This window comes from Leifsonia sp. 21MFCrub1.1, from assembly GCF_900107895.1.
Classification (GTDB): Bacteria; Actinomycetota; Actinomycetes; order Actinomycetales; family Microbacteriaceae; genus Leifsonia; species Leifsonia soli.
The window spans coordinates 291,454-306,226 of the sequence record NZ_LT629867.1 but is presented as its reverse complement, the minus strand read 5'-3'; the positions used below and the strand labels follow the sequence as shown (position 1 = coordinate 306,226).

Sequence of the window (14,773 nt, the reverse complement as noted above, 5' to 3'; positions counted from 1 at the left end):
GAAGCCGGGGAAAGAGCGGGCGGAGGTCAGCGCTCGAGGGGGCGCCAGACGACGAGCTGGTTGCTGCGGCGGACGCGCGTGCCTGCGCGCATCGAGACGACCTCGCCCTCGGAGCCTGCCGCGAAGACGCGGCGGCCGGGGCGGTTCAGGAGCTCGTCCGCGAGGGCGCTCTCCAGCTCCCGCACGCGACCGCGCAGCTCGCCCACCTGATCCTCCAGTTCGAGGATGCGGCGGATGCCCTCCAGGCTGACGCCCTCCGAGCCGAGGCGGGCGATCTCCTGCAGCTTCTCGATGTCGCGCATCGAGTAGCGGCGCGACTTGCCGGCCGTCCGGCTGGGGCTGACGAGTCCGAGCCGGTCGTACTGGCGGAGCGTCTGCGGGTGCATGCCCGCGAGCTCCGCCGCGATCGAGATCACGAAGACCTGGCTGTGCTCGTCCATCGTCAGCTCCGGGCCTTGGCCAGGATGTCCTCGCGCGGGTTCTCGTCGGGGAGCTTCGCGGCGAACGCCTCGAGCGCCTCCTTCGCCTCACCGGACAGGTGCGACGGGACGGCGACCTGGACGACCGCGAGCAGGTCGCCGGTGCCCTTGCTGGTCTCGACGCCGCGGCCCTTCACGCGCAGCACACGGCCGCTCGGGGTCCCCGGCGCGACGCGCAGCTTGACGGGATCGCCGCCGAGGGTCGGCACCTCGATGGTCGCGCCGAGCGCGGCCTCCGCGAAGGTGACCGGCACGTTCACGCGCAGGTTGAGGCCGTCGCGCTCGAAGACGGGGTGCTTGCGCACCGAGACGGTGAGCACGATGTCGCCCGCCTCTCCGCCGTCGGGGCTGGGCTGGCCTTTGCCGCGCAGCTTGATCTTCTGCCCGTCGGCGACGCCGGCCGGGATCTTGACCTTGATGGGCTTGCCGTCGGACGCCTGCAGAGTGATGGTCTCGCCGCGGGTCGCCGTCACGAAGTCGATGGTGGTGTGGGCGGTCACATCGCGGCCGCGGGTCGGGCCGCCGTAACCACGGAAGCCGCCGGTCGTCGTGCCGAACCGGCCGTTGCCGAAGAGCCCGCCGAAGACGTCGTCGAAGTCGCCGCCGCCCTGCTGGAACGTGTAGTGCTGGCCGCCCGCTCCGCCCTGGCCGAACATCCCGCCGAAGACGTCGTCGAAGCCGCCCTGGGCTCCCGAGCCGGGAGCGGTGAAGCGGGCGCCGGTCCCCATGGCGCGGATCTGGTCGTACTCCTTGCGCTCCTCGGGATCGCTGAGCACCGAGTAGGCCTCGCTGATCTCCTTGAACTTCGCCTCCGCGGCGGCGTCGCCGGGGTTGGAGTCGGGGTGGTACTTGCGGGCGAGCTTGCGGTAGGTCTTCTTGAGGTCCGCTTCGCTGACGTCCTTGGAGACGCCAAGGACCTTGTAGAAGTCCTTGTCGAACCAGTCTTGGCTAGCCACGGGCGCCTCCTCTCAAGTCGTTGTTGTTCGTGGATGAAGTCTGCATGAATCGAGCGCGCACGGGCCGAGCGGAGCGGCGGGAACCATTCCCCGCCGCTCCGCCATGCCGTGCGCCGTTCCGCCGGGTCAGGCCGGCACCGCGACGACGACCTTCGCCACCCGGACGGTGGTGGAGCCCAGCCGGTAGCCGGTCTCGACCACCTCGGCGACGGTGTCCGCCGTCACGCCGGGGGTGGGCTGCTGGAAGATCGCCTCGTGGATCTGCGGGTCGAAGGGCTCGCCCTTCTCGCCGTACGGGGTGAGGCCGAGGCGCTCGACCGCGGTCCGGAGCTTCGCGGCGATGGTGAAGAACGCGCTGCCCTCCCCCAGATCGCCGTGCTTCTCCGCGCGCTCGAGGTCGTCGAGCACGGGGATGAGCCCCTTCACGGCGTCGCCGACCGCGCGCTCGCGCTCGATCTCGCGGTTGGCCTCGGTGCGCTTGCGGTAGTTCGCGTACTCCGCGGTCACCCGCTGGAGGTCGGCGAGACGCTCCGCCGCGAGCTGCTCGGCCGTCGTCTGGCCGGACAGGATGTCGAGGTCGTCATCGCTCAGGATGGGCCCCTCCTCCTGCGTCTCGGCCGGTCCGACGTCGACGAGCTCCTCGTGCGCGAGGTCGTGCTCGCCGGCGTCGGTACCCTCGTCGGCCTTCTGCTCGCCCTCGGGCTGCCGGACCTTCCCGGTCTCGGGGTCGATCCTCCGCTTGTCGCGGATGACCGGCTCCTCGTGTTCTGGCTCCGGGGAGCCGCCGTTCTGGTCCGACATGATTACTTCTTCTCCTCGTCCTCGACGACCTCGGCGTCGATGACGTCCTCATCGTCGGAGGAGGACGCGCCGGCCTGCTGGCCATCGGCCGCCTCGCCGGCCGGGGTCTCGGTCGGCTGCGCCGAGGAGTAGATCGCCTCGCCGAGCTTCTGCTGGCTGGAGCTGAGCTTCTCGTGGGCGGTCTTCACCGCCTCGTCGTCGTCGCCGGCCAGAGCGGCCTTCAGGCTGTCCACGTCGCCCTGGACCTCGTTCTTGACGTCCTCGGGGAGCTTGTCCTCGTTGTCCTTGATCAGCTTCTCGATCGAGTAGACGAGCTGCTCGGCCTGGTTGCGGGTCTCGGCGGACTCGCGGCGCTTCTTGTCCTCCGCCGCGTGCTCCTCGGCCTCGCGCACCATGCGGTCGATGTCCTCCTTCGGCAGGCTGGACCCGCCGGTGATCGTCATCGACTGCTCCTTGCCGGTGCCCTTGTCCTTGGCGGACACGTGCACGATGCCGTTGGCGTCGATGTCGAAGGTGACCTCGATCTGCGGGATGCCGCGGGGAGCCGGGGCGATGCCGGTCAGCTCGAAAGTGCCCAGCGGCTTGTTGTCGCGGGTGAACTCGCGCTCGCCCTGGAAGACCTGGATCGCGACGGACGGCTGGTTGTCGTCGGCCGTGGTGAAGGTCTCGCTGCGCTTGGTCGGGATGGCCGTGTTGCGCTCGATGAGCTTGGTCATGATCCCGCCCTTGGTCTCGATGCCGAGGGACAGCGGGGTGACGTCGATGAGCAGGACGTCCTTGCGCTCGCCCTTCAGGACGCCGGCCTGCAGGGCGGCGCCGACGGCGACGACCTCGTCCGGGTTCACGCCCTTGTTGGGCTCCTTGCCGGTCTCCTGCTTCACGAGCTCGGAGACGGCGGGCATACGGGTCGATCCGCCGACGAGCACGACGTGCGCGATGTCGCCGACCTTGATGCCGGCCTCACGGATGACGTCCTGGAACGGCTTCTTGGTGCGGTCGAGGAGGTCGCTGGTCATCTGCTCGAACTGGGCGCGGGTGAGCGTCTCGTCGAGGTTGGCCGGGCCGTTCTCGGTGAGCGACAGGTAGGGCAGCTGGATGCTGGTCGACATGCTCGACGACAGCTCCTTCTTGGCCTGCTCCGCCGCCTCCTTCAGGCGCTGCAGCGCGATCTTGTCCTTGGAGACGTCGACACCGGTGGAGTCCTTGAAGCGCTTGATCAGCCACTCCACGATCCGCTGGTCCCAGTCGTCGCCGCCGAGCCGGTTGTCACCGGCGGTGGAGCGCACCTGGATGGTCGAGAAGTCGTCGTCCTTGCCCACCTCGAGCAGCGAGACGTCGAAGGTGCCGCCACCGAGGTCGAAGACGAGGATGAGCTCGTCCTCCTTGCCCTTGTCGAGGCCGTACGCGAGTGCGGCAGCGGTGGGCTCGTTGATGATGCGGAGCACGTTGAGGCCCGCGATCTCACCGGCCTCCTTGGTGGCCTGACGCTCGGCGTCGTTGAAGTACGCCGGGACCGTGATGACCGCGTCGGTCACCGTGTCGCCCAGGTACTGCTCCGCGTCGCGCTTGAGCTTCTGCAGGATGCGCGCCGAGATCTCCTGAGCGGTGTACTTCTTGCCGTCGATCTCGGTGGTCCACGTGGTACCCATGTGGCGCTTGACGGACGAGATCGTGCGGTCGACGTTGGTGACCGCCTGTCGCTTGGCGGTCTCGCCGACGAGGACCTCGCCGTCCTTGGTGAAGGCGACCACCGACGGGGTGGTGCGGAAGCCCTCCGCGTTCGCGATGACCGTGGGCTCGCCACCCTCGAGCACCGAGACGACGGAGTTGGTGGTTCCGAGGTCGATTCCTACTGCACGTGACATGTGTGCTTCTCTCCTTTGTTGCTGGCTTGTGGCCGTGAAAGTCTGGGGTCAAGACTTGAGCCTCGACGACTCAAGACTGTCACCCGCGAGGGGATGCTGTCAAGACGTCGGACCCAAAACTTGAGTACACCAGACTCAACTTTGGAGAAGAGGCGGGTATTCCCCGTCAGTGCCGCGATTTCCAGTACCCGCAGAACACGATGTCGGCCTTCGCCGTGCCGGTGGAGATCCAGTGCCTGCGCATCCCGACCGCCAGCTCCGACTCGCCCACCACCCAGCCGTACGAGCGCACCGCCGGCACCGCGAGCGACCGCGCGGCCTCGGCGGCGAGCGCGCCCGGCACACCACCGCGCCCGCGCCGGACAGCCCAGCGCACGTCCATCCCCGCCGGTGCGATGAGCTCCTGCACGTCGTCCGGATCCGGGACCTCGATGACGGCAGTGCCCTCGACGCCGGACGAGCCGCTCGATCGCTCGGCGAGAGAGGCCAGGATTCCGGCCACAGCGGGAAGCCCGGTCTCGTCGGCCACGATCCGCAGGTGCGCGATCTCCGCCGCCGGAGCGAAGGTGCGGCCCTCGTCGATGATGGCGACCGCGTCGCCTCGCGCACATCCCTCCGCCCAGGCCGCAGCGGGACCGCTAGAGCCGTCGGCCGCCCGATGCAGGACGAAGTCGACGTCGAGCTCTGGACCTTCCGGACCATCGGGCCGGAAAGCACGGACGGTGTAGTTGCGCAGCACCGGGCGCACGGCCTTCGAGATGGCGAGGTAGCGGGCGTAGGCCAGGGCGTCGAGCTTCGTGGGGAGCCGATCGAGGCTCGAGTCGTCGCCCACCGGGATGAAGAGCCGGAACCACTGGTCGTACCCCAGGGGCACGAACCGCTCGATATCTCCGCCGCCGAGCGTCACGCGGACGAATCCGGACGAGATCCGCTCGCGGCGGAGCACATGCAGAACGAGCAACTCGGAGCGCTCCGGCTTCACGCGTGTCGCCTGCATGTTCGTCCGTGCCATCGGAGCTCCCGTCGCAAGATTAGGTAAGGCTTACCTTACCGGGCGGGGCGATCACGATCCACCCGTGTGCACGATGCAGCGGTCGAACAGCGCGAGTTCCGCGGCATCGGGAGCCTCGAACCTCTGCACCGACTCATCGAGCAGCTCTCGCGTGATCGGTACCTCACCACGGCCGGGACGCTCGTTGCGCCTTTCGAGTCGTCGCCACAGCTCCTCGACGGGGATGTCGAAGACGTGCAGCTCGGTGATCGCCCCGGAACGCCGCGCGGCCCGCCGGAGCTCGTCGCGTTCGGTCCGCGTCCACGACCCGTCCTCGAGAATCACGCTCAGCCCGCGTTCGAGCAGCTGCCGCCACAACCGGTCGAGCCGCGCCTGCACGCGATCGCGCAGCGGATCGAAGTAGTCGAGGCCCAGCTCGGCCATCCACTCGTCGGTGCTGAAACGGATGGGGCTGAACCGGATGGCGCCGGTCTCGCGTTCCCGCTCGCGCGCTGCTGTCGTTTTGCCGGCTCCCGGCAGCGCGCAGTACAGGATGAGGACCGGCCGGGCCGTTGCATCCACCGCTTCGTCCCCGTCCACCGCTTCGCCCCCGACCACTACGGCTGCACGCGGGAGACCGTCCACGCGCCGCCGTCGCCCCGCACGTAGCGGAGGCGGCGGTGCAGGCGGTCCGGACTGCCGTGCCAGAACTCGATCAGCTCGGGAACCACGCGGTACGCGTACCAGCGCTCCGGACGGCCGATCGGGCCGTCGGCGGACAGGAGGTCGCGCGCGGCGTCGCGCAGCCGGTCGAGGTCGTCGAGCGGGGCATCCTGCTCGCTCACCATGGTGGCGGCCTGCGCCTCGCGCGTGCGGCGCGCGAACAGGTCGTCCGACTCCGCCTCGCCGAGCCGCTCGACGCGTCCGGTAACCCGCAGCTGCTGCAGGAGCTCGCGCCAGTACAGCACGACGGCCGCACGCGGGTCGGCGGCGAGCTGGCGTCCCTTCCGACTGTCCGACGATGTGCCGAACTCGACGCCGTCGCCCGTGAGCCGCCGCAGAGCGACCGTGCGGGCGTCGGGCTCGCCGCCCTCTCCGATGGTCGCCAGCGTCGCGGCGAGCGCCTCGCGCACCCCGCGCTCCTTCGCCCGGTGGACCCACTCGTCGAGCAGGCCGCCCGGCTCGGCGGGCGGGTCGTCGAACTCCGGCAGGAACAGGTCCGCGTCTCCCGTGAGCGTGTTGGCCATAGCGTCACCCTAGGCCCGGCACCGCGTGGGCCGCAGTGATTCACACCGGCCGCACAAGCACCGTCGCTATCTCGCCTTGAAATAGGCGAAGAGGTGCGCTTCCCTGATAGTCGCTGCGCGAGCGAATGCCCCGAGGGCAGGCGCCATCAGAGTGACGATCAGCACACGGGCCGCTACACCACACAGGACATCGGGCGACGAGGAGCCGCCGGTCGCTATGACCAGCGAGAGGAGAGACAGCGCGACGAATGCCCCCATGGCCGCCCACACCAGCGTCTCTAGGACCAGCTGGAGACTAGAGGCCGTGGCACTCACACCGGCGTGACGACCGCTGGCTAGTTCCAGCTTCCGACGGCCGACAGACACTGCTCCCAGCACGAAGCCCACGAAACCGAGCACTGCGGTGCTCATTCGTGTAACACGTGTCTCGAAAGCGACGGCGCCGTCGAATCTGCTGCCGTGGGAGGCGTTCAGCTGCTGAAGCTGGGGGCCCCGCGTGTCGTCGCTGGAAGCGGTTGGAGCGCTTCGAGCGCCAACCAGGGCAGTAGGCATCACAGCGAGGAGCCGGTCTGAAACGGGCCACGCTTCGACCCAGCACTCGTCGTAGGGCGCGAGCACATCCGACGGGACGAAGATCGCATAGCCGTAGCCTGGCCTTCGGCCATCATTCGGATACGAGAAGACCCCCGTGACCCGCGGGCGGCCATCTGTGAGATGCAGCACGGTGCCGACGCTCGCGCCCGTCGTTTCGGCCACGTCCTCCGAGATGAGTACCCCGGCGCCCGAGGCCTCATCGCGGAGAGCCGTGAAGCCGCCGAATGCCGGGGAGACGTCGAACGTGGGGATCGGCTCACGCGGCAGCGCAGCTGGAGTGTACCCGCGCTCGCGCTGCCGAACGGCTCCAGCGGCGGCCACACCGTCGACAGAGCGCAGACCATCGCATGCCGCCCCGTCGATGCCCTGCGGGAACCGGTAGATGATCGTCGACCCGCCATCCTTGCGGAATCGGTCTGCTTCGTGCTCAATCGATGCGATGGCCACCAGATCGCTTCCACCTAGTACTGCGGCCACCGCACCGAGCACCAGCGCGAAGAGCCCCGCTCGCGCCGTCCCCGATCGGACATTGAGAAGGGCCTCACGCACGATCGTGGGAAGCCGCATCGTCATCCGAGCCGTATAACGCTCGTACACGCGTCACGCGTCCGTTGATCGTGCGTCGCGACGACGACGATCGCGCCCTGATCGGCCAAGGAATGGATTGCGGTATTCACGGTATCGGCCGTCACCGGATCGAGCTGCGCCGTCGGCTCATCGACGAGCAGAAGGTGAGGGTTCGAGGCCAATCCGCGTGCGAGCATCAAGCGCTGTGCCTCGCCGCCTGACAGCTCGCTGAACCGCGCCAACGCTCGTCCAGCCAGCCCGACCGCCGCCAACCTCTCGCGGGCCTCGCATCGTGCGTCGCCGTGCGCGCGACCCCGCGCCAGGAGAGGGAGCGCGACGTGATCCTCCGCTGTCCGAGCGGCGACACCGTGGGGATTCTGAAATACCCAGGCGATCGATTCGATGTTCACCCGCTCTATGTCTCCCGATGTCGGTTGGGTCCAGCCCGCGAGGATGCTGAGGAGGGTGCTCTTACCCGAACCCGATGGTCCCGTCAGCGCATAGACCTCATTCGGCTGCAACCGGAAGCTCAGCGAGGAGAACAGAGGCGGTGATGTCCCGAACGCATGCGATAGCCCGGTCGCGGTGATATTCCGCGGAACCATGTCGCGCGACCTCACCGGCACGGCGGCGCCTGCGACGTCTTCAAGGACACCTCCGCTATCGATTGGGACGCCTCAGGCTGGATCAGCGTTTGGCCGAACTGGGACGAAGCTATGGTCACAGCGGCCGGCTTGCCATCGGCGACAACGCAGGCGCTTCGACCTCGAGCAGCGTAGACCGCGGCCGCCGGAACGGAGTAGACACTCAGCCCCCGCGCCAGACGGAAGGTCACAGGAACCCCTCCGGCCGCACCGTTTCGCTGAAGGTCGGACCCGCCCTGCGAGGCCTGCGGCGCGGTGGCGCCCGCCGCGTACGCCGCATATGCCGGCGATGCCGCAAGTCTTGCGAGATCGTCTGGGGACGCTACGTTGCCCGAGTCATCGACGGGCAGGACGAGGTCACCGACGACCACGACTCGTTCGCCTGGCACGACATCGCGCGGCTCGGGCGAAAGCCGCGCGCTCTCGATGCCGGGCGGCAGTACCGCCACCGCGTCACCGGCGACGACCTGGTCGCCGACTTGGAGGGAGCACGTCATGGTTTCGACTGTCGGAGCCGGCAACCACGCGAATCGTGACACGGGAAAGCTTGTCCAGGTGCGCACATCCGCGACTCCCGCATTCTTGGCCAATGCGATGACGGATCTCAGCGTGTCTGGTCCGAAACGTCCGTCCGCGCGAACGCTGTGACCCAGTCGACGGAGTTCATCCTGAAGGGATTGGACGTCAGGACCGTGATCCCCTGCCATCAGGTCGCGCCAGAGCGGAGTCGGCGTCGAAAGATAGATGATGGGAACATCGTTCACCGCCAGACCTGACTGCCCGGACTCGGCCCGCCCACCCGCTGTGCACGAGGTGGCCGTCAACGTCCCCGATACGTTCACCACTAGTTTCCGCTCTGGGCCCGCGGTGATGGCGAGGGTCGCAGCCTGGTCGTCGGTGATGTCAAGCTGCTTCGCCGACGCAGATGACACATTCGCGGTTGCGACGATTCCCTGTGGAGGCGAGAGAGGAAGGACGAATGCACCGGCAAGTGCTCCCGCCGCGAGGAGGAGGAAGGCTAGAAGACCCCCCACCGGCCCTGAGATCCGAATCACGATGTCCTAGTCACCCGAGAGGCCCAGCGGATCCCTGGCGCATCGTGTGAACTCCGCGTCGTCCATCGAGAACGGAAACGTCTGCGACTCCAGATTCGACTCGTACTCCTTCGCCGTGTAGCTCTGGGGCACCACACCATTGGCGACAAGGCAGGCCACGACGATCTCGTTCTCGTCGAGATTCTGAGGATTGCGGAGGATGCTTCCACGTAGCGAAGCGATAATCGCGAAGTCGCCATTGCATGCCTCGTCTGCCTTCAGACTGTCCTCTCCGCCATCAATCTCAGCCTCGCCCCCAGGCCCCGTAACACGCGTGGGAAACCCCTTGTTGGCCATGCACCGCTCATATTCAGCGCTGACTTCGGCGTAATCCCGATCCGTGATCGAGCCTTTGGCGAGAATCTCATGGACAGCGTCGCTGTTCGTCGAGCGGTAGGCCTGTTCGAATTCAGACGCCCACGGCCCGGTGAATGACGGAACCGGCCCCTGGAAGGCCGGGGACGACGCTCCGGAGGACGGGTGTCCGGCCGAAGCGCACCCCCCGAGCGCGGCGACCACGATTGTGGCCGCCGCGCCGACGATGACGAAGACCCGCATGCGGACGTTCCTTATCGTCCAGTGACCCCGTACGACGTGACACCGGCGTAGCTCAGACCCTGGTCCGACCACACGCCAGGCCTGGCCCAATTCGCAACGATGGTCTTCCCTTGCGCGCACACATAGTGCCGGATCTCACCGAACGAGTCAGCGTAGTGATAGATCTTGCTCGAGTACAGCACGCCTACGTGCTGGTAGGGCAACGGAGCCGCGCTGGCCGGAGCCACCGATGTCGCGACCCCGCAGGTCAGAGCCATAGTCGCCCCAGCGACCATGAGCGCGCGGGCCTTTCGGCCGATCTTCTTCGAAGCTTCGCTCCCGTACGTGCGTGCATCCATCCGCATGATCTCCCTATTGATCACCCCGCCGGCGAGCGCCGACGATTCGTACGCACAATGTAGCAGAAATTGGAACTGAAGTACGAATTAATACAACAATATCAATAAATGCCGGCCCGCAGTGATTCACACCGGCCGCACAAGCACCGTCGCTAGCGTCGAGATCATGGAAACGGATCCCGCCGCCGCCCCGCTTCTCTCCACGCGCGCCATCGAGGCGCTGCAGAACATCGACCCCGCCACCCTCAGCGAGGTGCAGGCGTTCCGGGACGATTTCGCGCGGTTCATCATGCCGTACAAGTTCGGCATCGACGAGATCTCGACCAAGGTGAGCATCCTCCGCGAGGAGTTCGCCGAGCTCCACGACTACAACCCGATCGAGCACATCTCGAGCCGCCTCAAATCGCCGGAGAGCATCGAGCAGAAGGTGATCCGCAAGAACTGCGAGCCCAGCTTCGACGCGATCCGCGAGGCGATCACCGACATCGCCGGCATCCGCATCGTCTGCAGCTTCGTCTCCGACGTCTACCGGGTGTTCGACCTGCTCACCGCTCAGGACGACGTGCGCGTCCTGCGGGTCAAGGACTACATCGCGCACCCGAAGCCGAACGGCTACAAGAGCCTGCATGTGATCGTCGAGGTGCCCGTCTTCCTCAGCGAGGGGCCGGTGCTGGTGCCGGTCGAAGTGCAGCTGCGGACGGTCGCGATGGACTTCTGGGCCAGCCTCGAGCACAAGATCTACTACAAGTACGACGGCGAGGTCCCCGCCGGCCTGCTGCGCGACCTGACCGCCGCGGCGGGCACGGCGAGCCAGCTCGACCTGACGATGGAGGACCTGCACCGGCAGGTGCGCGGCGACGACCGCGGAACCGTCTACAGCCTGCCGGCGTCGCGCTGAGCGATCAGTAGCCGACGACCCCCGTGAAGTCGGGGGTGCCGTCCGGCCGTGCGGGAAGCGGCTGGCCGTTGATGTAGCGCGGCCATTCCAGCCGCAGGCCGCCGGAGGCGTCCAGGCGCGGGTAGGCCGACGCGGGTGCTGCGGCCGTCCCGGGCGCTCCGGCAGGCGTCGGAGGTGGGGCCGGCGTCCAGCCGGGAGCAGCAGCCGGCGCCGCGGGCGGCGCGACCGCCGGGCCCGGGGTGGGAGCCTGCATCGGCGGCTGCGCGTACGGCATCGCGCCCGGACCGGCAAAGGGCGCCGGCGCCGCATACGCGGACGGGGCGGGACGCACCGCCTTCGGCCCGAACAGCGAGTAGGTGAGCGGGATGAGCACCGTGCCGAGCGCATCCAGGATCGCGACGACCGCCACCAGCCGCCAGTAGGTCTCGCCGAAGTCGACGCGCGTCCAGATCAGCGGAAGCGACAGCCCGGCGGTCAGCAGCCCGACCAGCACGAGGGTCGCGACCGTCACCTTGCTCATGATCGGCCCGGTGAACCGGCGCTGCGTGTTGAGCACCAGGTGGATGTGGAGCAGGCCGATGCGCGTCACCAGCACCAGCAGGAACCAGGAGAACGGCTGCCACCACGGGTCGTAACCGTCGGAGCCGTACAGGCCGTCGACCGGCTGCACGTTCGGGACCCACACCTTCCACAGCCCGATCCCGAACAGGTACACCGAGGTGACGACGCTGACCGCGCCGAACCACGGCGCCCTGCGGGCCGAGACATCGGCGTCGTACCAGGAGACCAGGGCGAAGAAGACGAACAGGGCGATGGTGCCGATCAGCCGCCAGCAGGTGTCGTCGAACCGCCCGAGGATGACGGCGTACACGCCGACGAGGGCGGCGGCGATCAGCGCGCCGATCACCACGCGGGGGAGCAGATGCCGCACCCAGGCGTACGGGTTCGGAGCGGACGAGACGGTGCTCACGATGGAACCTCCACGGGTCGGATGCTCGTCACGATACCGGTGTGCCGCTGCGCCCCTGAATCCGTGCGGCCACCCAAAAGCGCACCGTGCGGTCGCGGAGCCGCGCCGTTCACCGGCCGTTCCCCGCCACGCCCTACGCTGTGGCTATGACAGGTGCCGACCCCCGCGGCGTCGACGGCGACGCCCTGGTGACGACCGCGAGCCCGCTCTTCGCCGACAGCGCGACCGACCGCCGAATCCCGCGCGGGTGGGTGGTCGCATGGGCCGCCTGGGACTGGGGCGGCGCCGCCTTCAACGCGGTCATCACGACCTTCGTCTTCACGGTCTACCTGACCAGCAGCCTCTTCGTCTCGCCCTCGATCGTGGCCGCCCGGGATGCCGAGACGAGCGGCTCGGGGCCGGCGCACGCCGCCTACGACGCCGCTGTCGCCGTGCTGTCGAGCGGGCTCGCGTGGGGCGTCGGGCTGGCGGGCGCCGTCGTCGCGCTGCTCGCGCCCGTGCTCGGCCAGCGGACGGACGGCTCCGGACGCCGCAAGCTGTGGCTGGGCGTCAACACCGGCGTCGTCGTGCTGGTCACCGCCTCCATGTTCTTCGTGGTCGGCGAGCCGTCGTACTTCCTGCTCGGCGTCGCGCTCGTCGCGATCGGGACGGTGTTCTACGAGATCGCGACCGTCAACTACAACGCCATGCTCGTGCAGGTGTCGACGCCGAAGACGGTCGGCCGCGTCAGCGGGTTTGGCTGGGGCGCCGGCTACCTGGGCGGGATCGTCCTGCTCCTCATCGTCTACTTCGGGATGGTGACCGGGTCGGGCGGTCTGCTGCACGTCCCAACAGAGGACGGCCTGAACATCCGCATCATCGCGCTGATCGCGGCGGCCTGGACGCTGATCTTCTCGCTCCCCGTGCTGTTCGTCGTTCCCGAGATCCCGCCGAACGCCCGCACCCCGCGCGTCGGCTTCTTCCGCTCGTACGCGGTGCTGGTGCGCGACATCGGCCGGCTCTGGAAGGAGAGCCGCAACACGGTCCTGTTCCTGATCGCGTCGGCCTTGTTCCGCGACGGCCTGGTCGGCGTCTTCACGTTCGGCGGCATCCTCGCGCAGGGCACCTTCGGGTTCACCAGCGGACAGGTCATCATCTTCGCCATCGCGGCGAACGTCGTCGCGGGGGTCAGCACGCTGCTGTCCGGCCGGCTGGACGACCGTTTCGGGCCGAAGTCGGTCATCGTGACCTCGCTCATCGGGCTCATCGTCGCCGGCCTCGCGGTGTTCTTCACGCACGACCTCGGCGCCGCCGCCTTCTGGGTGGGCGGCCTGGTGCTCTGCCTCTTCGTCGGGCCGGCGCAGTCGGCCAGCCGCACGTTCCTGGCCCGGGTCACGCCGGCCGGACGCGAAGGCGAGGTGTTCGGGCTGTACGCGACGACCGGGCGCGCGGTGTCGTTCCTGGCGCCGACCCTGTTCGCGGTGTTCGTGGCGGTCGGCGGAGCGCAGTACTGGGGCATCCTGGCGATCGTGCTCGTGCTGGCGGCGGGGCTCGCGCTGCTGCTGCCAGTGCAGGCTCCGCGCCGCTCAGCTGCCTGACGCGGCTCAGTCGGTGACCGGGTCGCCCTCGTCCACGAAGACGGCGAGCGGCTCCCCCACCTCCACGATGTACGTCGAGAGCATCTCGCCCGTGCCGGGCCCGACATCCCGCGCATTGTGCGGGGTGCCGGGCGGGATGAGGAACCCGTCGCCCGCCGTCAGGTGCAGGGTCGGGCGATCGTGGATGCGCATCTCGACCGCACCGGCGACGATGTAGCCCACCTCTTCGCCGGGGTGGATGTGCCAGCCCGACTCCACCCCCTCCGGGATCTCGGTCAGCACCTGCACGATCTCGCGCCCGGGGATCGACGACGGCTCGTGCTGCACCTCCGTCCGCCGGAGCCGGCCGGCCAGCGCATCCGACATCAGGAGACCGCTCTGAGCGCCCGGAGGATGTGGTCGGTCACCGCCCGCGGCTGCGAGATCATGATCACGTGCGAGCCTTCGAGCTCGATCGCGTCGGCGCCCGCCCGTTCGGCCATGGAGCGGATCACGTCGGCGCCGGCGGCCTTGTCGCCGGAGGCGACGACCGCCCACGATGGCAGGCCCTTCCACGCAGGAGACCCGGTCTTCTCGGCGAAGGCCGCCGCGGCGACCGGCCGCTGCGACGCTCCGAGCACGGCCGACTGATCCGGCGGCAGATCGCTGGCGAACGCCTCGTGGAACCGCGCGGGGTCGACGTAGAGCTCGGGCGCCTGTCCTCCGTCGGTCGGATACATCGCCGGTTTGAGCGCCGAGTTCAGCACGCTGTCGGTCGAGCCGGCCTCGACATCCCCCAGCGCCTCGCCCTCGTCCGGCGCGAACGCGGCCACGTAGACGAGGCCGCGCACGTTCGCGAGACCCGTCGCTGCGTTGGTGATCACGGCGCCGCCGTAGGAGTGGCCGACGGCCAGCACCGGCCCGTCGATCTGCTCGATCACGCTGCGGATGTAGGCGGCGTCGGCGGTCAGCCCGCGCAGCGGATTCGCGGGCGCCAGCACCTTCGCGCCCTCGGCGAGCAGGAGTTCGACCACCCCCGCCCAGCTGCCCGCGTCGGCGAAGGCGCCGTGCACGAGCACGACGGTGGGGGTGGATGCGGCGTCATCGGTCATCGGAGGTCTCGTTCCTGAGCACCCCGGCCACTCGACGACCTTCGTCAGCGAAGCGAGGTGAGGCGGTTCCTGCGACCGGGTGCGCCGTCGCCCGCGAGCCGGG

General features: G+C 68.7%; 16 protein-coding genes. 2 read left to right on the top strand and 14 right to left on the bottom strand.

The genetic code is table 11. The features are described from left to right. Positions 1 to 26: 26 nt before the first annotated feature. The 11 genes from BLW09_RS01350 to BLW09_RS01300 form a co-directional block, all read right to left on the bottom strand. Complete coding sequence (locus tag BLW09_RS01350; RefSeq protein ID WP_018192448.1) at positions 27 to 440, bottom strand: heat shock protein transcriptional repressor HspR; 414 nt, start codon at positions 438 to 440, stop codon at positions 27 to 29. Positions 441 to 442: 2 nt separating this feature from the next. Further along, on the bottom strand, positions 443 to 1,435 hold the full coding sequence (locus BLW09_RS01345; RefSeq protein WP_089907434.1) for a DnaJ C-terminal domain-containing protein: 993 nt from the start codon (positions 1,433 to 1,435) through the stop codon (positions 443 to 445). A 126-nt stretch (positions 1,436 to 1,561) separates the two neighbouring features. Continuing rightward, the gene (locus BLW09_RS01340; RefSeq protein WP_089907433.1) at positions 1,562 to 2,236 is read right to left on the bottom strand and encodes a nucleotide exchange factor GrpE; all 675 of its coding nucleotides are present in this window, start codon (positions 2,234 to 2,236) and stop codon (positions 1,562 to 1,564) included. A gap of 2 nt (positions 2,237 to 2,238) precedes the next feature. Further along, a complete protein-coding gene (dnaK, locus tag BLW09_RS01335; RefSeq protein ID WP_089907431.1) occupies positions 2,239 to 4,101 on the bottom strand; it encodes a molecular chaperone DnaK in 1,863 nt (620 codons plus the stop codon). A 166-nt stretch (positions 4,102 to 4,267) separates the two neighbouring features. Next, a complete protein-coding gene (locus tag BLW09_RS01330) occupies positions 4,268 to 5,113 on the bottom strand; it encodes a siderophore-interacting protein (protein ID WP_231946985.1) in 846 nt (281 codons plus the stop codon). Between the two features lie 51 nt (positions 5,114 to 5,164). Continuing rightward, positions 5,165 to 5,692 carry an AAA family ATPase gene (locus BLW09_RS01325; protein WP_089916515.1) on the bottom strand — a complete coding sequence of 176 codons (528 nt, stop codon included), beginning with the start codon at positions 5,690 to 5,692 and terminating at the stop codon, positions 5,165 to 5,167. A gap of 17 nt (positions 5,693 to 5,709) precedes the next feature. Beyond that, positions 5,710 to 6,339, bottom strand: a complete 630-nt coding sequence (locus BLW09_RS01320; RefSeq protein ID WP_089907429.1) for a pyridoxal 5'-phosphate synthase — start codon at positions 6,337 to 6,339, stop codon at positions 5,710 to 5,712. 66 nt (positions 6,340 to 6,405) lie between these two features. Beyond that, a complete protein-coding gene (locus BLW09_RS01315; protein WP_089907427.1) occupies positions 6,406 to 7,506 on the bottom strand; it encodes a hypothetical protein in 1,101 nt (366 codons plus the stop codon). Beyond that, complete coding sequence (locus BLW09_RS01310; protein ID WP_089916512.1) at positions 7,503 to 8,105, bottom strand: ABC transporter ATP-binding protein; 603 nt, start codon at positions 8,103 to 8,105, stop codon at positions 7,503 to 7,505. The genes BLW09_RS01315 and BLW09_RS01310 overlap by 4 nt, the downstream gene beginning before the upstream one ends. An 11-nt stretch (positions 8,106 to 8,116) precedes the next feature. Continuing rightward, on the bottom strand, positions 8,117 to 8,908 hold the full coding sequence (locus BLW09_RS01305) for a peptidoglycan-binding domain-containing protein (protein WP_157696877.1): 792 nt from the start codon (positions 8,906 to 8,908) through the stop codon (positions 8,117 to 8,119). A gap of 297 nt (positions 8,909 to 9,205) precedes the next feature. Beyond that, complete coding sequence (locus BLW09_RS01300; protein ID WP_089907423.1) at positions 9,206 to 9,796, bottom strand: hypothetical protein; 591 nt, start codon at positions 9,794 to 9,796, stop codon at positions 9,206 to 9,208. Positions 9,797 to 10,300: 504 nt separating this feature from the next. Here BLW09_RS01300 and BLW09_RS01290 point away from each other — a divergent pair. Next, complete coding sequence (locus BLW09_RS01290; protein WP_089907420.1) at positions 10,301 to 11,032, top strand: GTP pyrophosphokinase; 732 nt, start codon at positions 10,301 to 10,303, stop codon at positions 11,030 to 11,032. A gap of 4 nt (positions 11,033 to 11,036) precedes the next feature. Here the strand turns inward: BLW09_RS01290 and BLW09_RS01285 are convergent, their stop codons facing one another. Continuing rightward, positions 11,037 to 12,002: a hypothetical protein gene (locus tag BLW09_RS01285; protein ID WP_089907418.1), complete on the bottom strand. Its 966-nt coding sequence runs from the start codon at positions 12,000 to 12,002 to the stop codon at positions 11,037 to 11,039. 146 nt (positions 12,003 to 12,148) lie between these two features. On the opposite strand from BLW09_RS01285, the gene BLW09_RS01280 reads away from it, so the two are divergent. After that, positions 12,149 to 13,579: an MFS transporter gene (locus tag BLW09_RS01280; protein WP_089907416.1), complete on the top strand. Its 1,431-nt coding sequence runs from the start codon at positions 12,149 to 12,151 to the stop codon at positions 13,577 to 13,579. A gap of 6 nt (positions 13,580 to 13,585) precedes the next feature. Here BLW09_RS01280 and BLW09_RS01275 read toward each other — a convergent pair whose 3' ends face one another. Both BLW09_RS01275 and BLW09_RS01270 read right to left on the bottom strand, forming a co-directional pair. Next, positions 13,586 to 13,945, bottom strand: coding sequence for a cupin domain-containing protein (locus BLW09_RS01275; protein WP_089907414.1), 360 nt, complete (start codon positions 13,943 to 13,945; stop codon positions 13,586 to 13,588). Beyond that, entirely contained in the window at positions 13,945 to 14,670 is a 726-nt protein-coding gene (locus BLW09_RS01270) for an alpha/beta fold hydrolase (RefSeq protein WP_089907412.1), read from the bottom strand. The genes BLW09_RS01275 and BLW09_RS01270 overlap by 1 nt, the downstream gene beginning before the upstream one ends. Positions 14,671 to 14,773 lie beyond the last annotated feature (103 nt).

Coding starts and splice junctions, on each gene's coding strand:
- BLW09_RS01270 (WP_089907412.1), bottom strand. CDS start 14,670: ATGACCGATGACGCCGCATCCACCCCCACCGTCGTGCTCGTGCACGGC.
- BLW09_RS01280 (WP_089907416.1), top strand. CDS start 12,149: ATGACAGGTGCCGACCCCCGCGGCGTCGACGGCGACGCCCTGGTGACG.
- BLW09_RS01310 (WP_089916512.1), bottom strand. CDS start 8,105: ATGGTTCCGCGGAATATCACCGCGACCGGGCTATCGCATGCGTTCGGG.
- BLW09_RS01300 (WP_089907423.1), bottom strand. CDS start 9,796: ATGCGGGTCTTCGTCATCGTCGGCGCGGCGGCCACAATCGTGGTCGCC.
- BLW09_RS01350 (WP_018192448.1), bottom strand. CDS start 440: ATGGACGAGCACAGCCAGGTCTTCGTGATCTCGATCGCGGCGGAGCTC.
- BLW09_RS01315 (WP_089907427.1), bottom strand. CDS start 7,506: ATGACGATGCGGCTTCCCACGATCGTGCGTGAGGCCCTTCTCAATGTC.
- BLW09_RS01330 (WP_231946985.1), bottom strand. CDS start 5,113: ATGGCACGGACGAACATGCAGGCGACACGCGTGAAGCCGGAGCGCTCC.
- BLW09_RS01275 (WP_089907414.1), bottom strand. CDS start 13,945: ATGTCGGATGCGCTGGCCGGCCGGCTCCGGCGGACGGAGGTGCAGCAC.
- BLW09_RS01320 (WP_089907429.1), bottom strand. CDS start 6,339: ATGGCCAACACGCTCACGGGAGACGCGGACCTGTTCCTGCCGGAGTTC.
- BLW09_RS01340 (WP_089907433.1), bottom strand. CDS start 2,236: ATGTCGGACCAGAACGGCGGCTCCCCGGAGCCAGAACACGAGGAGCCG.
- dnaK (WP_089907431.1), bottom strand. CDS start 4,101: ATGTCACGTGCAGTAGGAATCGACCTCGGAACCACCAACTCCGTCGTC.
- BLW09_RS01290 (WP_089907420.1), top strand. CDS start 10,301: ATGGAAACGGATCCCGCCGCCGCCCCGCTTCTCTCCACGCGCGCCATC.